The following is a 23,696-nucleotide window of genomic DNA, read 5'->3' as shown; positions in this document are numbered from 1 at the left end:
AAGTGTTCTTCCCCCTTTTATAACTCTTCACTAGACTCAATATAAATTTTCTTAATTAATGAAATCCACCTATCAATAAACCCTTGTACCTCTTCAGTTTTCATATGTTTTCCTGAGTATCTTACTTCAAATCTTAATCCATCTTCTAATTCTTGAACTATACAATTGTATACATACTTATGAGGTAAATTAGGTGCAACATGTAAATCAGTTGACCATGCATTAAAACCTAACTCATTTAATCTATAAGGCTGATAATTTAATCTTACGTTGCACAGTTTATAAACATCAGGTAATTTTCCTTTACTTGCAAGTACACCATAACTACTACTAATTGATGAAAACTTGCTAAATTTCTTTTTAAACTCATTTATTATTTCAGAATATTCCTTATTAGAATCTACATTAATATAAATAGGTATATCATCTACAAAACATCCAACTATTTCATTAACATTTCTCTTCATAGGTAAATTCCTTTGCCCTAACATATGAGCAATACATACATTACTATCTTCAGTAACTTCTTGAACTGCTAAATATAAAGCTGCACCTACTATGTGGAATATTCTACTCTTATCTTTAATGTCCCCAATATCTCTAAAATTTAAAATCTCTCTTTTTTCTCTTCTATCCGCTTGAGTATTATTAGTTAATTTTATTTTCTTTATATCCTTAACAGGTATTGCTTCCTTCCAAGCTTTAAGAGAGCCCTTATAAACTGTAGACTTCATTATCTTATCAAGATTATTTATATATTCTTCATATCCTGTGTCTACAAAATTACTATCAGAAATTTTTCCATTATATCTTTCAAAAAGTTCTTTCCATATAACTCCTGAAGATACTGCATCACAAACAAAATGATGAATTATTAATGTGAATTCATAAACTAAATCATCTTTTTTTAGAGCTATCATTGATATTAGCTTTCCTTTAAAAATATCTATTTCCTTAAGTCCTTCATCAATTAAATATTGCCTTTTATCATTAAATTCATCTTTATCCCATGTAGTTCCATCAATAACCTTTATCGGAATAGTATTATATTCAGAAGGTCCTTGATACCACTCTCCATCTTTAATAAAGAACTTATTTGTTAAAACTGGATGAGCCTTAACTAAGTTTTCTATAGCTTTATTCATCTTCTTTAAGTCTAGTTTTTCTTTAAGGCTTATCTCCCCAGATTGAACCATAGTAAATTGTATTGTTTCATCATATTCTCTTATATAATTTATAAAACCCTTTTGTGAAGGTCCTAATTTGTAAGGACTATATACTTCTAACCCTTCTTCAAAGACATAGCCTAACTTTTCTGCTAAACTCTTAGTTTCATTACTTAATTTTTCTACATATTTAATATTCTTTTTCCATGCTAATGCTAATTCAGGTTCTATCTTTTTATGAGTTAAAAAGTTTGGATCACCAACAGGCATTGAATTTTCTCTTAATCCATCTCTCATCTTATCTCCCTCATATGGGTTTATCATAGAATCTTCATACTCAATGCCAAGCCAGTTACAGATTCTCTCCATTTCTTCCTTAGGTGATGCCACTAAATCTTCATAGGCTACTTCAATCTTTCTTGAATCATCTACTGTATCTAGGAAATTTATAATATTTTCATTAGCATTTCTCCATGCTTCATCTGCAAATTTCCATGGTTCTTCATTTACATTTAATAACTTATGGAACCTATTTCTAACTAGTGACTCCATTACAGATAAAGGATTTCTGTGTAAATAAATATATAAAGCATTTGGAGTTGTTTCTTCTGCTTTCTTTAATATGTCTACACTTTCTGAATATGGAGGAGTCTTATCTACAAAGTATTTTTCTGAAGCTAAAGCTTGAAGCATTTTATATACCTCGCTAATTTTCACTTCATTCTTAACCATATCCTTAACTTCTGCTACTGCCTCATCTGCACTTATATTCTTTAAAACCTTTATAGTTTGAATTAATCCATCTTTAAAATGTACCCATTTTTTAGAATTTAAATCTTCATCCCACTCTTTTAAATTGTCATATGGAAGAAGCATAAGCTCTGATGGTGCAAACATTTCAGAATTTCCCATAAGCATAGTTCTAAATAAAGTAGAACCTGACCTTGGAGAACTAAAGACATATACAACTTTTTTAGATTTTTCAGGTAACTTTTCTTCTATATTTAAATCTTCCTTTAAATCTTCCCCTTTAGTTTCCTTTAAACTCTCTTCTATAAGACCTCTTACCCCTTTAATTGTTGGGTTTATTAATAACTCATTAGGGAACAATCTAATTCCATACTTTTCTCTAATTTTCTGTAATAATTCCATAGATAATATAGAATCTAGTCCCATTTCTGCAAATACTTCATCTTCATGAATATCTTTAACATCAATCTTAATAATTTCTGCTATGGTCTTCTTTAAATAATCTTCTATTTCAATATCTTCTGAAGTTTCTTTAATGTCTGTGACCTCTATAACCTCTTTAACTTCTTCTACTTCTACAATCTTTCCAATATCTTTAGAAATGTTTTTATCTATTTCTTTCTTCTTAATTCCCCAGAACCTTTGCTTTTCAAATACATACTTAGGTAAGGAAATATGTCTTATCTTATTAGAATCTATCCATTTCACATTAATGCCTCTAATCCAAAGCACTGCTATCTTTTCATATTCCTCATCTTTAAGAAGCTGTCTTATGAATATTTCTCCTGCATCTCCTGATAAAATATCTGCTATTTTATCTTCACCATCTACTTTGCCAAAATATATTCCCTTAGTATAAAATCCTTTTTCTATAACAAGACTTATTTTTCTCTTTAGCTCTTCTCTACTTGAAGCTATAATAGCTAATCTAATATCCATATCAGATCTAACTCTATGAAGACTACATTCAATTTCTTCTAATGTATAATTACTTCCCTCATTTTCTAAGAAGGAATCAAATTCTTTCATATATTCCTTTAGGCTTTCTTCAGACATTGAAGAGAAAGTGAATATATGAGTTTTATCTCTATTTTCATCAAATCTTTTGTCAAAGCTATTTTTATAATCTTCTAATATTAAATGAGCATTAGTTCCTCCAAATCCAAAAGAACTAATTCCAATTCTTCTTGGAGTTTCATAATGAGCCTTCCAACTAGTAAGCTTATTTACAATAGTAAAATGGCTTTTTTCTAGATTTAAATTAGGATTAATCTCTTTAACATTTAAATGAGGTACTATTTCTTCATTTTTTAATATTAAAATTGATTTTATTAAACTTGCCATTCCTGAAGCAGCTTCTAAGTGACCAATATTAGTTTTTACTGAACCAATAAGACATTTTGAATCTTCTCCGTAAACCTTATTATGTTTTGATAAAGAATTTTTATAAGCTTTATTTAATCCAGCTATTTCAACTGCATCTCCAAGGGAAGTTCCTGTTCCATGAGTTTCAATATATTTAATTGTTGAAAAATCAATACCTGCCTTTTCATAACATGAAGTTATAAGTTCTGCCTGGGCATCAGGGTTAGGTGCAGTTATAAAGTTTGCTCTTCCTCCATGATTTACTGATGTTCCCTTTATTACAGCATAGATATTATCTTTATCTCTTATTGCTTTATCTAGAGGTTTAAGTAAGACTACTCCTCCCCCTTCTCCTCTAACATATCCATCAGCATCTTTGTCAAAAGTACTACAGTGACCTTTCTTACTTAACATTCCTGCCTTTTCAAAGGACTGATGTAATGTAGGACTTAACATTAAATTAATTCCACCTGCAATGGCATATTCACAATCTCCATTTTTTAATAATTCTACAGCTCTAGATATTGCTACTAAAGAACTAGAACAAGCAGTATCTATTGCTTCACTAGGGCCATGTAAATTTAAGAAATACGACACTCTATTAGCAATCATAGAATGAGAGTTTCCTAGAGAGGTATAAGCTTCAACTTCATTATTATTAGTTCTCATTAAATCCATATAATCATAACTTGATGCTCCTACAAATACTCCTACATTCTTTCCTGAAAGTTCCTTAGGTGAATGTCCACTATCTTCAATACTTCTCCATACCATCTTTAAGAAAAGTCTTTGTTGAGGATCCATTTGCTCTGCTTCTCTTGGAGTAACTTTGAAAAACTTGTTATCAAAAACATCTACATCTTCAATAAAGCCACCCCATTTTACTGAATCACTATCTTCTAAGTAATCTCTAAAGTCCCATCTACTTTTAGGAATTTCAACTATAGATTCTTTTCCACTTCTTAAATTTTCCCAAAAACTATCTGCATCTTTAGCCCCAGGAAATACACAATCCATTCCTATAATAGCTACATCAGTATTTAAATTAACACTATCTTTTTTGTTAACTATTGGAACTGCCTCCTCATAATAGTTATCCTCTTTTAATGTCATATCATAATCTAATAACTTTTCTTCCTTATCTGTTTCCTTTATATCTTCAAAAATGCTTGGATATTCTTTAATTATTTCCTTTGCTAGCTCTGCAATAGAAGGATTAGAGAAGAAAATAGCAGGAGAAATATCTATATTTAACTTTTCATTTACCTCATTTGCAAATTCAGCATAGCCAATAGAGTTTATTCCATACTCTTCTATTTTTATATCATCTCTTATGTCTACATCATCTTCTTTTGCTAAGTTTGTTAAAATATTTCTAAGCTCTTCTTTAAGTAAATTTTCAGTTACCTTCATTCTTCTATTCACTCCCTTTGATATAGGAACAATATATTCTTTATCACTCCACTTAATATCATTTAAAGATGTTTTCATCTTGCTTGGTACTCCACGCATAACACATATATGATTAACTTTTTTACTTAATCCATATTCTAATGTTTTTAAGGCTATTTCTTTAGAAATTGGTAGTAGTCCTAACTCAGCTTCATACTTTTCTAAAACTTCCTTAGGCAGTTTCATTCCTCCATCTTTCCAAAAGGAATAATTTATTGATAATGAATGTCCAGCTCTATCTCCCATTAAAACTTTCTTATTTCTATACTCACAGAACTTGTCCATAAAGCTATTAGCATAAGCATAATCACACTGACCAACACTTCCAATAACTGCTGATACTGAAGATATAGTTATAAAAAAGCTTAAGTTTTCATTCTTTGTAATTGAATCTAAAATCATGCTTCCATATATCTTTGGTGCTAAAACTTCATCAACCTCTTCTATATCTTTAAACATAAAGCTTCTATCTTTTATTATTCCAGCACAATGAATAATTCCATCAATAGATCCAAAATTTAATTTTGCCTTTTCTATTATTCTTTTCATATCATCTGCCTTACACACATCAGCACGATAATATATACACTCTCCACCTAATGACTTAATTTCCTCATAAACTCTACTTATATCATCAATAATTCTTCTTCCTATTAAAACTAGCTTTGCTTTATAGTTTTTAGCAAAATATTTTGCCATTTCAAATCCAATAGTTCCATTGCCACCAGTAATTAAAATAACTGATCCTTCTTTTATATTTGAGACTATTTTTTTATCATCCTTTAATGGAACAAAAACTCTCTTATACCTTTTATTTTCCTTGTAGACTACATCTAAATCTTCTGTTTGAGACTCACTATCTAAAATATTATATAAATCTTTATTACCTACTCCTTCATCATATCCAATTATCTTAAGCCTTAACTTTTTGTTTTCTCTCTTTATAGATTTAGACATGCTAAGTAGGGCTTCATGAATTATATCTTCATCTTCATCTTTAAAATGATATAAGTAATATATATTTAGGTTATTATTTAGCTTAAACTTAGAAATAGTCTGGCATATATACATATACTCTAATGGACCTTTTTCTAAATACTCTGATATTAAATTGTCTTTATTAAAGTTCTTTACTTCCCTTGCAAAATATATTATTGAAGTAATATTTACCAAATCATTTTTTATATCCTGCCATAATAATTTATAATCCTCTTTACTATGTGGGTTTATTTCATAGTGGTTATTTTTTATCTTTCTAAATTCTTTACCCTTATTTACTATAACTATTAAATCAGTATCATATTTTTCATAAATAAGCCTTTTATCAAAATCATGAGTTTCGCTAAATACTAAAACTCCTCTTTTCCATATATCACTATTTCTTTGTAAACTATCTGTTTCCTTAACTATACTTGTTATATAGGTAGTCTCTATTTCCTTACTTTCCTTTTGAGTTTCTACATCTTTTTTTAGTATTTTCCTTGCTGAAAAATCACGTATACTTGCAATAGCTTTTCCATTAGTTGAGTAAATATCTATATCAAAGGTATTAATATGACTATTTATATTTTTCTTTGTACGCTTTAGAAATACCACCATAGATTTTTCAAAGTCATTAAATAGCTTTACTTCTCCTACTGAGAAAGGAACATTTATACTTTCCTTTTCATCTAAGAAAAAGGCACTTACACCATGGAATGAACCGTCTAATAGTGCTGGATGCATCTTGTATAAATTAGCATCTAAACTTGAATTTATGAAGGATACAGCATTTTCATCATTGTAATAAAATTCCTCTACAACTCTAAAAGACTTTCCAAGATTCAATCCTAAACTTTCAAAATTTATATATATATCTTCATTTTTCTTCATTCCACTAAACTTATACTTAGCTTCATTTTTATTTGGAATATCTATCCTATGTCCTTCATCTAAATTTTCTTCAAATTCTGCTTTGAAGTAAGTTATATTTAAATCCTTTGAAAGAATAGTTATTACTTTTTTTTCTTTATCTATTCTTAATTTAAAATTCTTTTTATCTTCCTTAAAACTAATAGTTCTATACCATTGAATATTTCTAAGTTTAAAGTTTTCCTTAGAGCGTATTACATTTAAAGCTTCTAAGGACATTTCAATAAATGCAGCTCCAACTAATACTTTTTCACCATGAAGTTTATGCTCATTTAAATAGAACTCATTTCCATCTAACTTTACATCAAATTCAGCTATATTATCTTTTACATCATAGCTATTTCCTACAATAGTATTTACAATATTATCAGCTCTATCTTCTTCATCTAAGTTTCTAACAACTTCTTTGGCCCAATATAATTTTTCATCAAAAGAATAAGTTGGAAGGGATATTATTCTTCCTTCTCTTCCTTCATAATATTTTGACCAGTCAATTAAATAACCTACAGTCCACTTTTCTATTAATTCTTTTAAATCATTACTTTTTACAAAGGACTTAGCATACTCCTTTTGTGCATTACCCAAACATATATCTTCATTATTTCTATCTTCTTTTAAAAGTATTATCTTTAACTTAGATAATAAATCTTTCATATTGTCTGCTATTATTGCAATACGTTCATTATAATTTTCTCTTCCTGTATTTAATGTATAACTTACATCACTTAAAGAAATATCTTCATTCTCACTTAAATAATCATATAAATTTTGAACTTGTTTATTTAATGATTCTTTATTTTTAGCTGATAAAGTAATAATCTCTGGAAGTGTATTTTCTTCAGCCTTAGAAGCATCATTATTATATTCTTCAATAACTACATGAGCATAAGTTCCCCCAATACCAAAGGCACTAACTCCTGCTGCTCTAGGCTCATCATTTACCCTTTCCCAGAAGGTAGCTTCTTTATTAATTACTAGAGGCGTATCTTTAATATTAATAAGAGGATTCATCTCTTCATATTTTGGCATAGCAGGGATTATCTTACTCTTCATTGCAAGAATGACCCTTAAAATACCTACTAATCCTGCGGCTCCTTCTGTATGTCCAATACTTGCTTTTGCAGAACTAATAAAGCATTTATTATTACCTCTATTTAATTTCTTAAAGCTTGACTTAATAGCTTCAACTTCAATAGGGTCTCCTAGTTTAGTTCCAGTTCCATGAGTCTCTATAAAATTAATTCTATCTGGGTTTATTCCTGCCTTATTCCAAGCCTTACATATTACTTCTGTTTCTCTCTTTATGTTAGGAGCTGTTATATTTGAGGCATGTCCTCCATGATTAACTGCACTTCCTTTAATTACTGCATAAATATTGTCCTTATCCTCTTTAGCCTTTTTTAATGGCTTTATAACAAATGCAGCTACAGCTTCACCTGGAACATATCCATCTGCTTTGCTGTCAAAGGTATGACATCTTCCACTTTTAGATAAAGCTCCAGTACTAGAGAAATAAACATAGTGCCATGGACTAAGCAAAAGATTAACACCAGTTACAATAGCCATATCACATTCTTTATTATTAATTGCAGTGCAGGCTAAGTGCAAAGCAACTAAAGATGATGAACATGCAGTATCTACAGAGATGCTTGGACCTTTTAAATCATAATAAAAGGATGGGTAATTAGAAAGCATGGTAGCTGCATTACCTGTTCCATCATAAGGTCCCACTCTTCTGCCAGACTTTAATAATTCGTATAAATAATCATGAAAGCATGTTCCTACATAATATCCTGTATTACTTCCTTTAATTTTATTTATATATCCCGAATCTTCTAAAGCATTATGAGTAACTTCTAAAAGTTTTCTAAGCTGTGGGTCCATAACTTCTGCTTCTATTTTAGAAACACCAAAGAACTTTGCATCAAACTTATCCACATCTTTAATAAAACTTCCATACTTGCAGTAAAGCTTATCTGGATACTGTATTCTTTCGTCATACCACTTTTTATAATCAAAATGGTCCTTTGGAATTTCTTTAATCATATCTTTTTTCTGTAACATGTTGTTCCAGAACTCATTAATATTTGAAGATTCAGGTAACATCCCTCCAATTCCAATAATTGCGATGTCTTCATCCGCTTCATAATCTTCATTATCTAAAGTTTCCTTAAATTCTGTATCCTCTATCTCATAATTATTTTCTAAATTAAAATCACTTCTGCTATCTTCCTCAAAGTTAAAATACTTTTTAAATTCTTCTTTATGGTTTTCTAGAAAATATTCTGTAAGCTCCATTACATTTTGATATTCAAAAAACAATGTTGGATATAATTCAATTCCTATTTCCTTTTCTATATCTTTAGATAAATCTAAAAGTTGAACAGAATCTAAGCCTATTTCCATGAAATTTTTTTCAAAGTCTATAGCTTCCTTAAGACTTGGATTAACTTTAATTATTTTTTCCATTATATAATTTGATATTTCACTATTAATGTCACCTTCAAAAGCATGATCTTTTATATTTTCACTTAAGCCCTTACTTAAATACTCACTAAAATTATTCTTATGCTCCTTTAAGAAATACTCAGTTAATTCTTCTACATTTTCATATTCAAAGAATAATGTTGGATATAATTCAATTCCTATTTCCTGCTCTATTTTTTTTGCAAGCTCTAAAAGCTTAATAGAATCTAAACCTATTTCCATAAAATTTTTACTTAAATCTATTTCCTTTTCATCTAAGTTACCTATTTTAATAATATGATTTAGAATATATCTTTTTATTTCTTCATCTATCTTAAAATTATGCTTTTTCTCATTATTATTGCTTTTCCCAAAATACTTTAATACAAAGCCATTTAACTTTAATACAGGCACTTTATTTTCATCATACAAATCTATATTTAATTCAATTAAATCCTTCTTTACCTTTACAACTTCAACCTTGCTATAAGCATTATCTGAAGCTAAAAAATCAAAAATATCTACTGATTTAATTGAAAGTGGTATAAAAGTCTTTAATACATCTTTAGGTACTATATGAATCCAGCTCATAGAGGCTGCCTCTATGAAAGCTGGATGGATAGGCCATTTTTTAAACCTTTCCTCAGTATTTTTTAATGATAATTTACTAATACACTCCTTATCATTTAAAACAATAATTTCATCAATTGTCCTTAAAGACTTTCCATGAATTATTTTTAATTCATTATCTAATGAATATATTGATTCTCCAGATAATATTTTTTTATGTTTAATATTGCTAAAATCAAGCTTAGGCCTTGGATATACTTCTGAATTTTTCTTTATATCCATACTTGCTGCTTCTTCATTTAAAGAATTATATACCCTTATGCTTTTACCTTCATCCTCTACAGATGTGCATATCTCAGCTGTTTTTCCCTCATCTAATATAATTGCTTTTTTCAATATGATATTTTTTAGCTGTATATTATCAAAATAATATCCCTTATCCTTAAGAAGATTTAAAGTACTTCCAATATAAGTAACACCTAAAAGTATCTTTTCACCATTAACTATGTGGTCTTTAACATAGTCATCTGAAGAATTAAAGTTTATTTTATATTGTCCTTCTAAAGTTTTTTCTTCCTCAACTTCATCTTCTAGTAATAACTGTGCATACTTCATATCGATTTTGCCACTATTTAAATTATTTAAAATATCCAAAACTTCCAAAAGTTACACCCCCTCTTTAAATTTTAAAATAATTTTTGTTGCCTCTTTAGGATCTAATTCTTTACTCATAATCTTTTTTAACAAATGACTGTAATCTGCCTTTTGATTTTGAGTATCCTGTATTTTTCCAAGCCAGTATTTTTTATTATTCCATTTAATGTTTCCTAGAGGGAATCTAACTCTCTTATAACCTTCACATTTTTTCTCATCAAAGTTTTCAATTATAGCATGACAGTTAGTACCTCCAAATCCAAAGGATGATATAGCTTCATAAAATGTATCATTTTCTGCTTCTATTTTTTCTCTATTTTGAGCTATATAAAATGGTGTTTCTTCAAATCTAAAACGTGGATGAGGAGTTTTACAATTAAGAGTTGGAACTATTTCTTTATTGTAAGCTGATAATACTATTTTTATAAAACCAGCTATACCTCCTGCCTGAAGAAGATGTCCTATATTTGATTTAACTGAACCTACCCCACAGTATCCTTTCTTATTTGTAAAGCACTCATAAGCTTCACTAGCAGCCTTTATTTCTATTGGATCTCCAAGAAGGGTTCCTGTTCCATGTGCTTCAAAGTACCTTATCTTATTAACATCAATATTATTCTGCTTTATTGCAGACATAATTACATTTTTTTGTCCAATTCTATCTGGAACTGTTAGTCCCATGGTTTTACCATCATTATTGGCAGCAGTACCTACAATAACACTTAAAATATTATCTCCATCCTTAACTGCTTTATCATAATCTTTCAATAATACAAGTCCTGCCCCTTCACCTAAAAGAGTTCCTGAAGCATCCTTATCAAATACTCTAACTTTTCCATCCTTTGAAAGTATTCCAGCCTCACTAAAGCCTGCAACTTCAAAAGGATCTACTAGCAGTTTAACTCCTCCTGCTATTGCCATTTCACATTTTCCAAGAAGTATATCTTGACATGCCTTATGAATAGCTACTAATGCTGAAGAACATGCAGTATTTATAACTGCAGACTCACCTTTTAAGTTAAAATAATCAGAAAGGCGAGAAGCTATCATATTTGTAATCATATCTACTAAAATATGATTATATCTTTCAAGAGGAACCTGATCCTTATGAACCTTAATATAAGATGAATCGCTAGCACCTATAAGAACATTTATATTTTTTCCATTTATCTCTTCATTACTGTATCCTGCATTATCAAAAAGTTCCTGTGCAAGTTTTAACACTAGTCTCTGTTCAGGGTCCATAAAAATAGCATCCTCTTCTTTTATTTTGAAGTGTTTAGGATCAAATTCATCTATATTATCTAAAAATGCACCCCATTTTAATTTTGAACTGCTTTCTATTCTTTTATTTTCTACGCTGCTGTATTTTATGTTTTCCCATCTAGAATCTACAACTTTAAAGGCTTCTTTCCCTGCGCATAGTTCTTCCCAATACTCCTTTGCAGAGTCTGCGCCTGGGAACTTTAAGCTTAAGCCTATAACTGCAACTTTTTTACCTTGCTTATTACTATCTAGGCTATTATTAAAATTGGTTTCTTCCTTTTCTTCAACAAAATCAACATCCTGAACCTCCACTATTTCCTCTATTTCTTCAGGTTCATCTGTAACTTGTATATCTAGACTCATAAGATATTTTTCTAATTTAGATATTGTTGGATAGGTAGAAACAGTATCAGGTGCTACTACTGTATTAAATCTAGTTTCTATTTCTGCTAAAAGCTTCATCATAAATATTGAATCCATTCCAAACTCATCAAAGTTGCTATCTATATCAATTTCACTTTCTGGAAGATCAAATAACTTAGAACATATATCTATTAATGTCTTTTGAACATAATCTCCTTTTAAGTAAGTCTTTGTACTGCCAATAGTTTTTTTTGATTTTTCTTCTTGTAACCTTAAAGCAAATTTATTGTTATAATCATTAATTATTACTGCTTCAGAATCTTCATGCCTTACTAAATACTTAAATACATTCCATCCTTCATTAGATGATAAAGGCTCTAAACCGTACTTTTCCTTCATGTATTTTTGTCCTTCACTTGCAATCTGCATTCCTCCATTCCTCCATAAAGGCCAGCACATAGCAATAGTTTTTCCCTTTGCCACTGCTCTTCTTTTCTTAATTTCTCTAAATTCAGCAAAGTAATTCATAAAGCTATTTGCATATGCATAATCAGAAACATATACAGTACCTATTTCACTAGAGATTGATGAAAATAATGCAAAGAAATCTATATCAATATCTTCTAAAGCTTTATCTAAATTAATAGTTCCTAAAACCTTAGACTTTAATGTTGTCTCAAAATCTTCTGAAGTCTTATTCCATATTAAGTTTTTACTTATAGTTCCTGCACAATGAATAACTCCATTTATTTTGCCAAACGCTTTTAAAGTATCCCTAATTAATTTATCTGCTTCCTCGTATTTAGAAATATCAGTTTTATAATAATACACTCTTGCACCATAAGTCTTAAGCTCATCTATACTTCTTTCTATTTCACTATTTATATCTTTACGTCCACATATAACTAAATTAGCTTTATATTCTTTTGCTAGATTAGTTGCAATTATATTGCCAAGCCTACCTATACCACCTGTTATAATGTAGACTCCCTTTTCTTTTAATTCTCCTGTAATTTCTTTCTTATCCTTCTCTACAGCTTTTAGCTTTTTAACCATTCTCTTATGATTTAAATATCTTACTTCAACTTCTTTTGTATCTTCAATTTCATTAATAACTAAATCAATATCATTTTCTTCAAGAACTACTGTCTTTAAAGATAAATTAGGGTTTTCAATTTTTAAAGTTTTAGCAAAGCCACTTAAAGCTTTCTGGGCTACTAAAGTGTAATCCTTAGAATCTTTAATAGCATGAATAATATTTATCTTCTTATTATTAAAATTCCTTTTCAATGCTTGGACTAACTTTAAATAAAATAAACTATATTCCTTTACATTATCATCTCTTCTACTTAAATCTGCTATATTTACTATTCTGTCTATAGATTCATATCTTTCTTTAAGTAGCCTAATAGATTCATCTATCTCTAAAGAATCTTTAACTAATAAAACAAATTTTATACTTCTAAACTTCCTGTTATTCTTTAAATATTCAAAGGCTCTATCATCATTATCTATTATTACTACAACTGAATTATCTTTTAAATTTAAATCTAAAATGGCCTCTTCCCATTCAGCTTTATATATATCTACATTAATAGATTCATCTTTAAATACTTCTTTTTTTGTTTCTCTAGACTCTATATCTCCTTGAATCCAGTACTTTTTCTTTAATAAAACTGACTTTGGCAAAGGAACATTAATAACCTTAAGTTTCTCATAAAGTTCTTCCCATTTAACACCTATTCCTTTAATCCATGCTTTTGCCATTTCTTCTAAACTTGCATTCTTAAGCATCATGCCAGATAAAACATTATTACTTGAAATATAGCTATCAGCTTGTCCTACAAATATATCTTCTAATATTTCTTCATTTATATAATTATTTAATTTATAAATTAAGTCTTCTATACTATCTGCTTTTACAGCCATACGATATTTCATTTCTTTTCTACCTGTTTGAAGGGAATAAGCTATATTGGCTGCATTATAATAAGTAGCCTCTTCTTTATTCCTTTCCTTTAGCCTTATAAAATCAATAAAGTTAACTATATACTTTCTTAATCTTTCTTCTGATTTTGCTGAGAATACAAATAAGAAATCTTTATTAGAATCTATAAAACCTTTAGCATAGTTTTCCCTTGGCCATTCTTCTACTACTAGGTGTACATTTGTTCCACTAAATCCAAAGGAACTTATAGCTGCCCTTCTATTTTTATCATCCATTCTCTTCCATTCTCTAAGCTCAGTATTTATATAAAAAGGACTATCTTCTAAATCTATTTCATCATTTATCTTATTAAAATTAATAGTAGGTGGTATTAAGTTATGTTTAAATGCCATAAGTACTTTTATTAAACTTGCCACTCCAGATGCTGCTGATAAATGACCTATATTAGATTTTAATGATCCAATTCCACAAAATTCTTTTTTATCTGTAAATTCTCTAAAAGAATTAGTTAAAGCCTGAAATTCAATTGGGTCTCCAAGTTTTGTTCCAGTTCCATGAGCTTCAACATAGGTAATTGTTTCAGGATTTATATTATTATTTCTGTATACTTCTAGTTCAAGTTCCTTTTGAGCTATTCCATTTGGTGCAGTAATTCCATTAGTCTTTCCATCTTGATTCATTGCACTTCCTTTTATAACTCCATATATATAATCACCATCATTTACTGCTTTCTCTAATGACTTTAATACTATAGTTCCAGCTCCTTCTCCTAAAACAAAGCCATCTGCATCATTATCAAAGGTTTTACACTTACCTACAGGTGAAAACATTCCAGCATTACTTGATAAAATATAATAGTTTGGAGTTGAAGAAACATATGCTCCTCCTGCAATAGCAATATCGCTTTCCCCTGTTAATATACTCTTGCAAGCTAAGTCAATTGCCACAAAGGAAGATGAACATGCAGTATTTAAAGTTAAACATGGCCCATGTAAATTTAAAAGATAAGATATTCTTGATGCTAAAATTGAAGAATCATTTCCCCAAAATGCTTGTGGTTCTAACTTTATATTTAAACTTTGAAGTCTCTTTAAATAATCCCCTTCCATAATGCCTGCAAATACTCCACATCTACATTTAGATAATTTTTCTCCTGTATAGCCTGCATCCTCTAGACTCATCCAGCATTCTTCTAAAAATATTCTTTGCTGTGGGTCCATATATTTAGCTTCAGAACCAGAAATATTGAAAAATGAAGGATCAAACTCATCAAAGTTTTCAAGCCATCCACACCACTTGCTGTTAGTCTTATCATAGTTATTAATATCTTTATCATAGAACTTATTAACATCCCATCGCTCTTTAGGTATTTCCCTTACAGAATCTTTTCCTTTGCATAACCCTGTCCAAAACTCTTCAACATTTTCATAATCAGCAAATCTTCCTGATATACCGATAATAGCTATATCATTTTTATTAATATCTATTTCACTTTTCTCAACATTTAAAGAATGCTTATTCACTTCTTCTTTAATTTCTTCAACCTCTTCAATGTTAAAAGTGCTTTCAATATGATCTTTATATTTTTTTGCAATATACTCAGTTAATGCATATACATTGTTATAATCATAAAGTACAATAGCTTTTAACTTTAAATTAAGCTCCTTATTTATATCTGTTATAATCTCCATACTTATAATTGAATCTGAGCCCATATCAACAAAAGGTTTATGAATATCCATCTGTTCATGTCTAAGTCCAAGACATTTTTCAACTATACTACAGACTTTTTCAAGTATGATTTCATTAATATTATCCTGTTTCACCTCCAATTTAACCTCCTTACTTTCAATATTCATATTATTTGATATTTGGCTTGTTCTCTCTAATTTATACACTTCAATACACTCATTATTTTTAGATACAATTACATGTTGAGACCATATATCCTTACTATCTACAGGTAAACCAATAAATTTTGTGTCCTTAAAGCCTTCCTTATATAAAAGTTTTCTCCAATTTTCTTCACTTAATATAGGGCTTCCTGCCTCACGATATGTTTTATCTTCATACTTCCACCAACCATCTAATAGTCCAAAGGTCATAGTTAAATAATCTTGTTTTTTAGTTATTTCATTTATTAAAACTAAACCATTTGCTTTCATTAAGCTTTTAACATTCCTTAGAACTTTAGAAATATTAGTTGTTGCATGTAATACATTTGTTGCAATAACAATATCAAAATCACCTTGATTAAATCCTTGACTTAATGGATCTTTTTCTATATCTAAAATTTTGTATTCAATAAAGTCATATTTATCATTAAACTTTCTACTTCCATAATTTAAAAATGACCTTGATATATCTGTATAGCAGTATTCTACCTTTAAGAATTTAGATAAACACTTACAAACCTTTTCCGCTGTGGAGCCTGTACCTGAACCTATTTCAATTATTTTTATCTTTTCTTTATTTCCATCCCTCTTCCAAGTGCTTATAATGTTATCTATCATTCTTGAAATAACTTCAATACAGTAATCAGAAAGAGGATTATCCTTATAAATAGGTTCTACTAAAGAAGATTTTCCACCTGGGAACATAATATCTGTTGCTAATACCTGTCCATTAATTATTTCTTTATAATTTTCTAAACATGCACTTATTAATTTATTAAAGCCTTCTAGTTTAGGATTTGATATATTAAAATCTTTAAAACTTATTAAGTTTCTTTCTTTGCTTCTACTCATCATGCCTAATAATTCAGTTAATAGTCTTTCAAATCTTTTAGATTTTTTTATATCTCCAGAATCTAATATATCCATTAATTTAGACTTTGCTGTATTTTGTAGTATATCTAAATCCTTTAAAAACTCTATTATTTCTTCATCTTTATCTCTACTTATAATATTTAATAATAAATTTTCATCACTTATAGGAAGAGCTGTTTTTAAATTAGTATTAATAGTAATTTTTTTATTAACTCCCATGGCTTTATAAACTTCATCTTCTGCCTTTATTGCTACAACTCTATCTACAAAGCTACTTAAAATTGTGTCTATAACCTTCATTCCATCATTAATTTCAATTGAAGTATATCCTTGCATTTTCATGATTTTATTATATTTTTCATTAGAAACAACTCCAACGCTTCCCCAATATCCCCAATTTATTAGTTTTACTGGGAAGCTACTATTTAAGGCTATAAAACTTACAAAAGAATCTTGGAATGATGATGCAGCTGCATAATTACTTTGGCTAGGATTTCCTACAAAGGACTGACATGAGGAGAAAACTAGCATAAAATCAAGGTTCTCATTTTTGAAAGAGTTATAAAGATTCCAAGTTCCCTTTACCTTTGGATCTAATACATCATATAAATCTCTTTCATCCATTTTCTTTATTTCCATGTCTCTTAAAACTAAGGCTGAGTGAATTACTCCATTAATAGCTCCCCATCTTCTCTTAACTTCAGAAATCATTGAAGATAGACTATTTTCATCTGCTATATTTAAAGAATAGTAAACAAATTCTCCCCCTAAATCTTCTATAATCCTTAACTTTTCTTTAATCTCATTATCATATTCTCTTCTTCCTATAACTACAATTTTGGCATGAGCTGTAATGGCTAAGTGTTTACAATACTCTAATCCTATACCTCCAGTTCCTCCAACTACTACATACACTCCATTATTTTTATAAGGATTAATTTTTATATCAGGTTTTTCTAAAACCGCTAGCTCCTGAGAATAAATTTTACCGTCACTAATTAAATATTCTCCATTATTAAAACCATCACATGCTGTGTATTTCACATCTTCAAAATCATTTTCTAATAAGGCATTATAATTTAAATCAAATAAAGAAATATTCCAGTTATAATACTCCTTGCTCATTGATTTTACAAAGCCAAACATTAAAGCTGAATAAGGATTTGTACATAATGATACATCCGTTCCATAGCTGTTATTTGTGATTACAGTAAACTTTAGTTGTCTTTCTTTAAAGCTATCATCCATCCCCTTAACTATTTTGTATAAGGGCTCAAGACTTAAGATTTCTGCCTCTTCTAATTCCCTTAAGCTATTTATATCAACTTCTTTTTTAGATATTTTTGAAATATAATATATTTCATCTACATTTCTAAAACTATTAATATTCTGAATTACATTTTCATCTATAATTAATGAATTTACATAATTCATCTTATGAAGTTCTTCTAATTTATTTTTTACCTCTACTCCATCCTTTGAATATATAATCAATATATTTTTGTTTATTAAATTTGTATCATCTAACTTTGGAGCCTCTATTCTTTTCCACTTAGGTACAAATAAATCTAAGTTGAATTTTTTATCTAATACCTTTAATGTTATGCCTTTTAATATTGCACATATTTCACCTTTAAAATTCATAATAGAAAGGTTGTATTCATCCTTATCTGTTCTCTCTATTTGTACCTTTACTTCAGAGGTAAATTCCTTTAATAGTTTTACTTTTTCAAAGGAAAAAGGAACTGCCATATTGTCATTATCCATATAGAAAACTAATAAGCATTGAAGGGCTCCATCTAATATGGATATGATTTTTTCTGTTTCTTTAAATGCACTTTCAGAGTAATTAAGAGTTCCATAAGCATAATCTTTATCCCACTTTATTTCTTCAACAACCTGAAGAGTATCTCCATAAATTGCATTCTTTTTTAAAGTTAAATTATCATAGAAATCCTTTTTTCTTATAGTCTTAGCATTAATACTTAAAATATTTTCATTATTTATATAGTTATTATAGGACTCATAAGTAGTGTTTAAGTTTACTTCTGCCCTGGTCATAACTTCACCATTATGAGATTTTATCTCTACTTTCTTTAAGTCTTCATCTAAATCAAAAGTAAAATCTGTATAATCAGAATTAACAACTATAGGTCTAAATAAATTTAAATTATCTATTTCTAAATTATCATTTTTAAATTTCTTCTTTAAAAACTCTAAGGTATATACTATCTGCCCTGCACCAGGCATTACATTTTTCCCTTGAATAAAGTGATCTCTTATAAAAACATCATCTTTAAATACTCTTTTTTTAAAAGTTTCATCTTCATTTTTTACTTCTTTATTTTCAAGGTTAGTACTAAGCCAATAATCTTCTCCTTCAAAAGGATAAGAAGGCATACTTATTAATTTATTCTTATTATCAAAGCTCCAGTTAATGTCTTCTCCTTTTTCATATCTTTCTTTAAGACTTTTAATTTCTTCATCTATATCAAAAAAATTATAAGAGCTATTTCCTTCTATCTGATTAATTAAATTTTCTACACTATTAGCTATAAAAGCTTTTCTAAAAGTAAAATGGTCTCTTCCCTCTTGAAGTACACGTGCAATGCTTCCAATTTGAGCATCTTTATTATTAATTAAAAATTCCTTTAAATCTGATATTTTTCTATTTAAAGCTTTCTCTGTTCTCCCTGATATAGGAAAGACATAATTCTTTTCTTTTGAAATAACATCATTTTCATTTTTCCATTCTTCCAATATAACGCTGCAATTAGTGCCACTAAATCCAAAGGAACTAACTGCTGCTTTATGCTTTTTATTATTTTCATGCAGCCAATTAACGCTTTCCCTATTTATTACAAATGGACTATCCTTAAGATTAATATGATGATTTAATTCATTAAATTTACAAACTGGAGGTATTTTAGATTTTTCTAGAATTGATATAGTTTTAAAAACCCCAGCTAAACCAGATAATGCAATTGTATGTCCAACGCAAGGTTTATGAGAACCAATATAACAGAACTCTTTTTTATCTGTTTCTTTTCTAAAGGTTTTAGTAAGTGCATTTATTTCAATTGGGTCTCCCAATTTTGTTCCAGTACCATGAACCTCAATATAACCTATATCTTCAGCTTTTGTGTTGGCATTTTTTAATGATGATTTAATTAATTCTTCTTGAGATACTGCACTTGGAGCTGTAATTCCATTAGTTTTTCCGTCCTGATTCATTGCTGTGCCACATATAACTGCATGTATATTATCATTATCTTTAATAGCATCTTTTAAAGGTTTTAATATTACTGCTCCTGTTCCCTCTCCTAAAATAGTTCCATCTGCATTTTCATCAAAGGTTCTGCATTCACCACTTTCAGATAATATTCCTGTTTTAGCTGCTTCCACTAAAAAATCTGAATCAGTCATTAAGAAAACACTTCCAACAATAGCCATAGATGACTCCTTGCGCCTTATACTTTCACAAGCTAAATGTAGTGCTGTTAAACTTGAAGAACATGCAGTATCCACTGTTAAACATGGTCCCTTTAAATCATAAAAGTAAGCAATACGTCCAGCCATTATGCCCATGTCACTTCCAAGAAACATTTGAGATTCTATACCGTGTTCTTTAAATACATTTTTATTAATATAATCTGAAGCTCTTGCCCCTATAAATACTCCAACCTTTTTTCTTTCTAACTTTTTCTTAGAATATCCACTATCCTCTAAAGCTTTATAGACTTCTTCCATTAAAACCCTTTGCTGTGGATCCATTCTTAATGCTTCTCTTGGTGATATATTAAAGAATTCACAATCAAACTTTGCTATATTAGGTATTAAACTTGCAACTGAGTATGTATCATTAACATTCCAGCCTTCTCTATGAATTTTTTTAATTGTACTTTTTCCCTTTAATATGGTTTCCCAATATTCATTTAAATTCTCATTTTCCCCTAGCTTTCCTGACATACCTATAACTGCTATTTTTTCACCTTGCTCTGTGAATGATTCTTCATTACTTAAATCTTTATCATATTCATTTGAATTATTAATTATATTTTCTTTAAATTCTCCAATTGTAGGAAAGTCAAATATAGTTTCAACCCCTAAAGACAAGTTAAATATTTTATTTACTTTTTCAACAAAAGTTACTAGCTTTACAGAGTCTAATCCTATTGAATAAAAAGTATCCTTATCATTAAAAAATTCATTTCTGCCTAATACTTCATTTAAAGTTTTATTAATAATATCATCTATATTAAAACTTGAACTTCCTTCATACTTTTCTTCAGTTATATTACTTGCAAAATATTCTGAAAGTTCAGCTAAAGATGGATAATCATATATTACTTCAATACCTATATTTTGCTTAAATTCTTTAGATAACTTTTCACAAAATATCACTACTGTTTTTGAATCCATTCCCATAGATATGAAGTTTGTACATCTTTCTATCTTACTATGAGACAAGTTAAGTATTTCGCTTAAAATATTTGCGATTAATCTTTTTACTTCTAACTTTGTCATAAACTCCTCTCCCCCATTTATAATCTTTAAAATCCCTTATTTTTCACCTACTGCTATATATAATTGCCTTAAAATAACGTGGTCTTTAGTTTGCATAAGCTTGTTCCACTTTACTGTTATTCCAGCTAATACTTTACTATCTAGAAATCCATCTCTAACTAACTTTATTGGAATTCCTAAGCCCTCTGATTCAGAAAATGGATCATCTCCAATTATCTGATTATGAGCATTTATTATATCGAAGTCTATATTTTTAAAATCTGCATTTCTTAATAATGCAGGTAGCTCCCTTCCTATCATAGGTCTTCCACCTTCTGATTCTCTCTTTCTGCAGTATGCATCATATAATTCTTTAAGCTCAGGAATATGAGGATATGAACGTATATGCATTTCAAAGTCATTATCTATAACAATTACTTTTCCACCAGGTTTTAATACTCTATATACTTCTTTTAATGCTATTACTGGATCTATAAGATGTTCTAATACCAAACGTATAATAGCTATATCAAATTTATTGCTCTCAATATCACACTTAGTTATATTCCCTCTTACTACTTTTACCCTGTCTAAATTTTCTTTATATAAATTCTTTTTTGCCACTTCAACTAAATAAGGATCTAGTTCTACCCCTGTGACTTTTATATTTTTAAATTCATTTAAGATTTTCTCTGTAAGATAGCCTGGCCCACATCCAAATTCCACTACTGATAAATTGTCTCTAAGTCCATATTCTTTATACTTTTTTAATTCCTTATTCCAAAATAAATTTACCTGTCCCTTTAATCTCTTAACTTCCTTTTCTACATCTTCTGCCACAGATTTAATATTATAAGAATTCTTTTCTTCTACCTTTTCCTTATCATAGGCCTCATTAATTTTTTGTACTAACTTAGTTAAGGTTTTTTTAGGACCTATTTCTATTATGTTTTCTTCACCTAAGTCCCTTAAAAATCTTATTGTATCAATCCACTTAACTCCTCCAACAATTTGATTTACTAAATTTTCATGGATATTATCATCAGTATAAGGTCTAGCTGTACAAGTAGATATTACAGGAATATTTAAATGAGAAAATTCAAACTGTCTTATATATTTTTCAAATTCTTCTTTTGCTTCTTCCATAAATTTAGAATGGAATGCACCACTAACATTAAGTAAAATATATCTTGCGCCTTCATCTTCAAATAAAGATGCAATATTTCTAATGTCATTAGTTGTACCAGAAAGTACAAATTGTTCAGGTGAATTATAGTTTGAGATTGAAACATCTCTATATTCACTTTCTTTAAGGATCTTCTTTACCTTTTCTTCCTTTAATCCAATAACAGCAGCCATGCCTCCATTTTTTGCACGCCCCATTAATTGACCTCTCTTTATAACAAGCCTAAGTCCATCTTCAAAAGAAAAAGCTCCAGCTATATAAAGAGCACAATATTCCCCTAAACTATGCCCAGCCGTATAATCTGGCCTTACACCATCTTTAAGTTTTTTCAGATAATTGAGAATATTTACAATATACAAAGCTGGTTGTGTATATTCTGTATTGTTAAGCTTATGTTCACTATCGTATAAACATAAGTCTTTAATTGAATAGCCAAGTATTCTATCTGCTGAAGCTGTAATGTTAGGAAATTCATCAAATAACTCTTTCCCCATACCTATAGATTGAGCTCCTTGCCCTGGAAAAATATAGGTCGTCATTTCTAAATACCCCCTTATTTGTAAGATAATTTTACGCTTTTTCAGTATTATATTATCATTTTTTACATTAAATTTCAATTTTTTCTCTTAATAATTCTATTTCTATAAAAATGTAAATTTCACGCCATAAACTCCCATTTCAAATATAGTTTAATGTTCTAAAAAAACTTTTTTCACCCTTATATTTAACTTATTTAATATCTTAGTCGTAGCCCACTCTCCACTTATAGGAGTAGGATAATTTTGCACATTAAGGTTAAATTTCAGAATTCTATTTATAGCAGAATTATTGATAAAGAACAAAGTGGCTGACGCCACGCTTTTCAGCGCAGGAAGCAGCTTTGTTTTGCCATGCAAAAGGTTCTAAAAGTAAAATAATTTCATACCAAAATACAATTTATTATTTTGCTTTTAGGTTCTTTTGCGGCCTATAATTATTTTTTAATGCATCTCATAACTTCCATAGGAGAAAGCCAGTTAAAATCAGTGTTTAACATCAAAAAAATTTTATACTTTCCTCGTATTTGAAATACTAAATAGTGTAGACGAATATTTATATATTTTTCTACTAAACCTCGTATTTGAAATACTAAATAGTGTAGACGAATATTTATATATTTTTCTACTAAACCTAACTAGTGAAAACTTAATATTCTTGAATAGAGAAATTGATGTGATTTTCCTGGGAGCATAATGCATACCCGCTGTATAGACTATCACCTCATTCAATGAAGTTTTACGTGTAACTGGTTGGGTTTCCATTTAATTAGAATTACCCGAATAACA

The 23,696-nt window shown here is 29.0% G+C and carries 3 protein-coding genes; all 3 read right to left on the bottom strand.

From position 1 onward, the window contains the following. Positions 1 to 17 precede the first annotated feature (17 nt). Genes BM384_RS01350 through fabD form a run of 3 tightly spaced genes read right to left on the bottom strand, consistent with a single transcriptional unit; the run spans position 18 to position 22,910 of the window. Entirely contained in the window at positions 18 to 10,343 is a 10,326-nt protein-coding gene (locus tag BM384_RS01350) for an SDR family NAD(P)-dependent oxidoreductase (protein ID WP_090009969.1), read from the bottom strand. 3 nt (positions 10,344 to 10,346) lie between these two features. Continuing rightward, positions 10,347 to 21,206 (bottom strand): SDR family NAD(P)-dependent oxidoreductase, encoded by a 10,860-nt coding sequence (locus BM384_RS01345; RefSeq protein WP_090009967.1) that lies wholly within the window; start codon positions 21,204 to 21,206, stop codon positions 10,347 to 10,349. A 36-nt stretch (positions 21,207 to 21,242) separates the two neighbouring features. Continuing rightward, positions 21,243 to 22,910, bottom strand: coding sequence for an ACP S-malonyltransferase (fabD, locus tag BM384_RS01340; protein ID WP_090009964.1), 1,668 nt, complete (start codon positions 22,908 to 22,910; stop codon positions 21,243 to 21,245). Positions 22,911 to 23,696 lie beyond the last annotated feature (786 nt).

Origin of the sequence: Clostridium sp. DSM 8431, from assembly GCF_900116755.1 — a bacterium.
In the GTDB taxonomy this organism is placed as follows: domain Bacteria; phylum Bacillota; class Clostridia; order Clostridiales; family Clostridiaceae; genus Clostridium.
This window is presented reverse-complemented; position numbering and strand designations above follow the sequence as displayed.

Coding starts and splice junctions, on each gene's coding strand:
- fabD (WP_090009964.1), bottom strand. CDS start 22,910: ATGACGACCTATATTTTTCCAGGGCAAGGAGCTCAATCTATAGGTATG.
- BM384_RS01345 (WP_090009967.1), bottom strand. CDS start 21,206: ATGACAAAGTTAGAAGTAAAAAGATTAATCGCAAATATTTTAAGCGAA.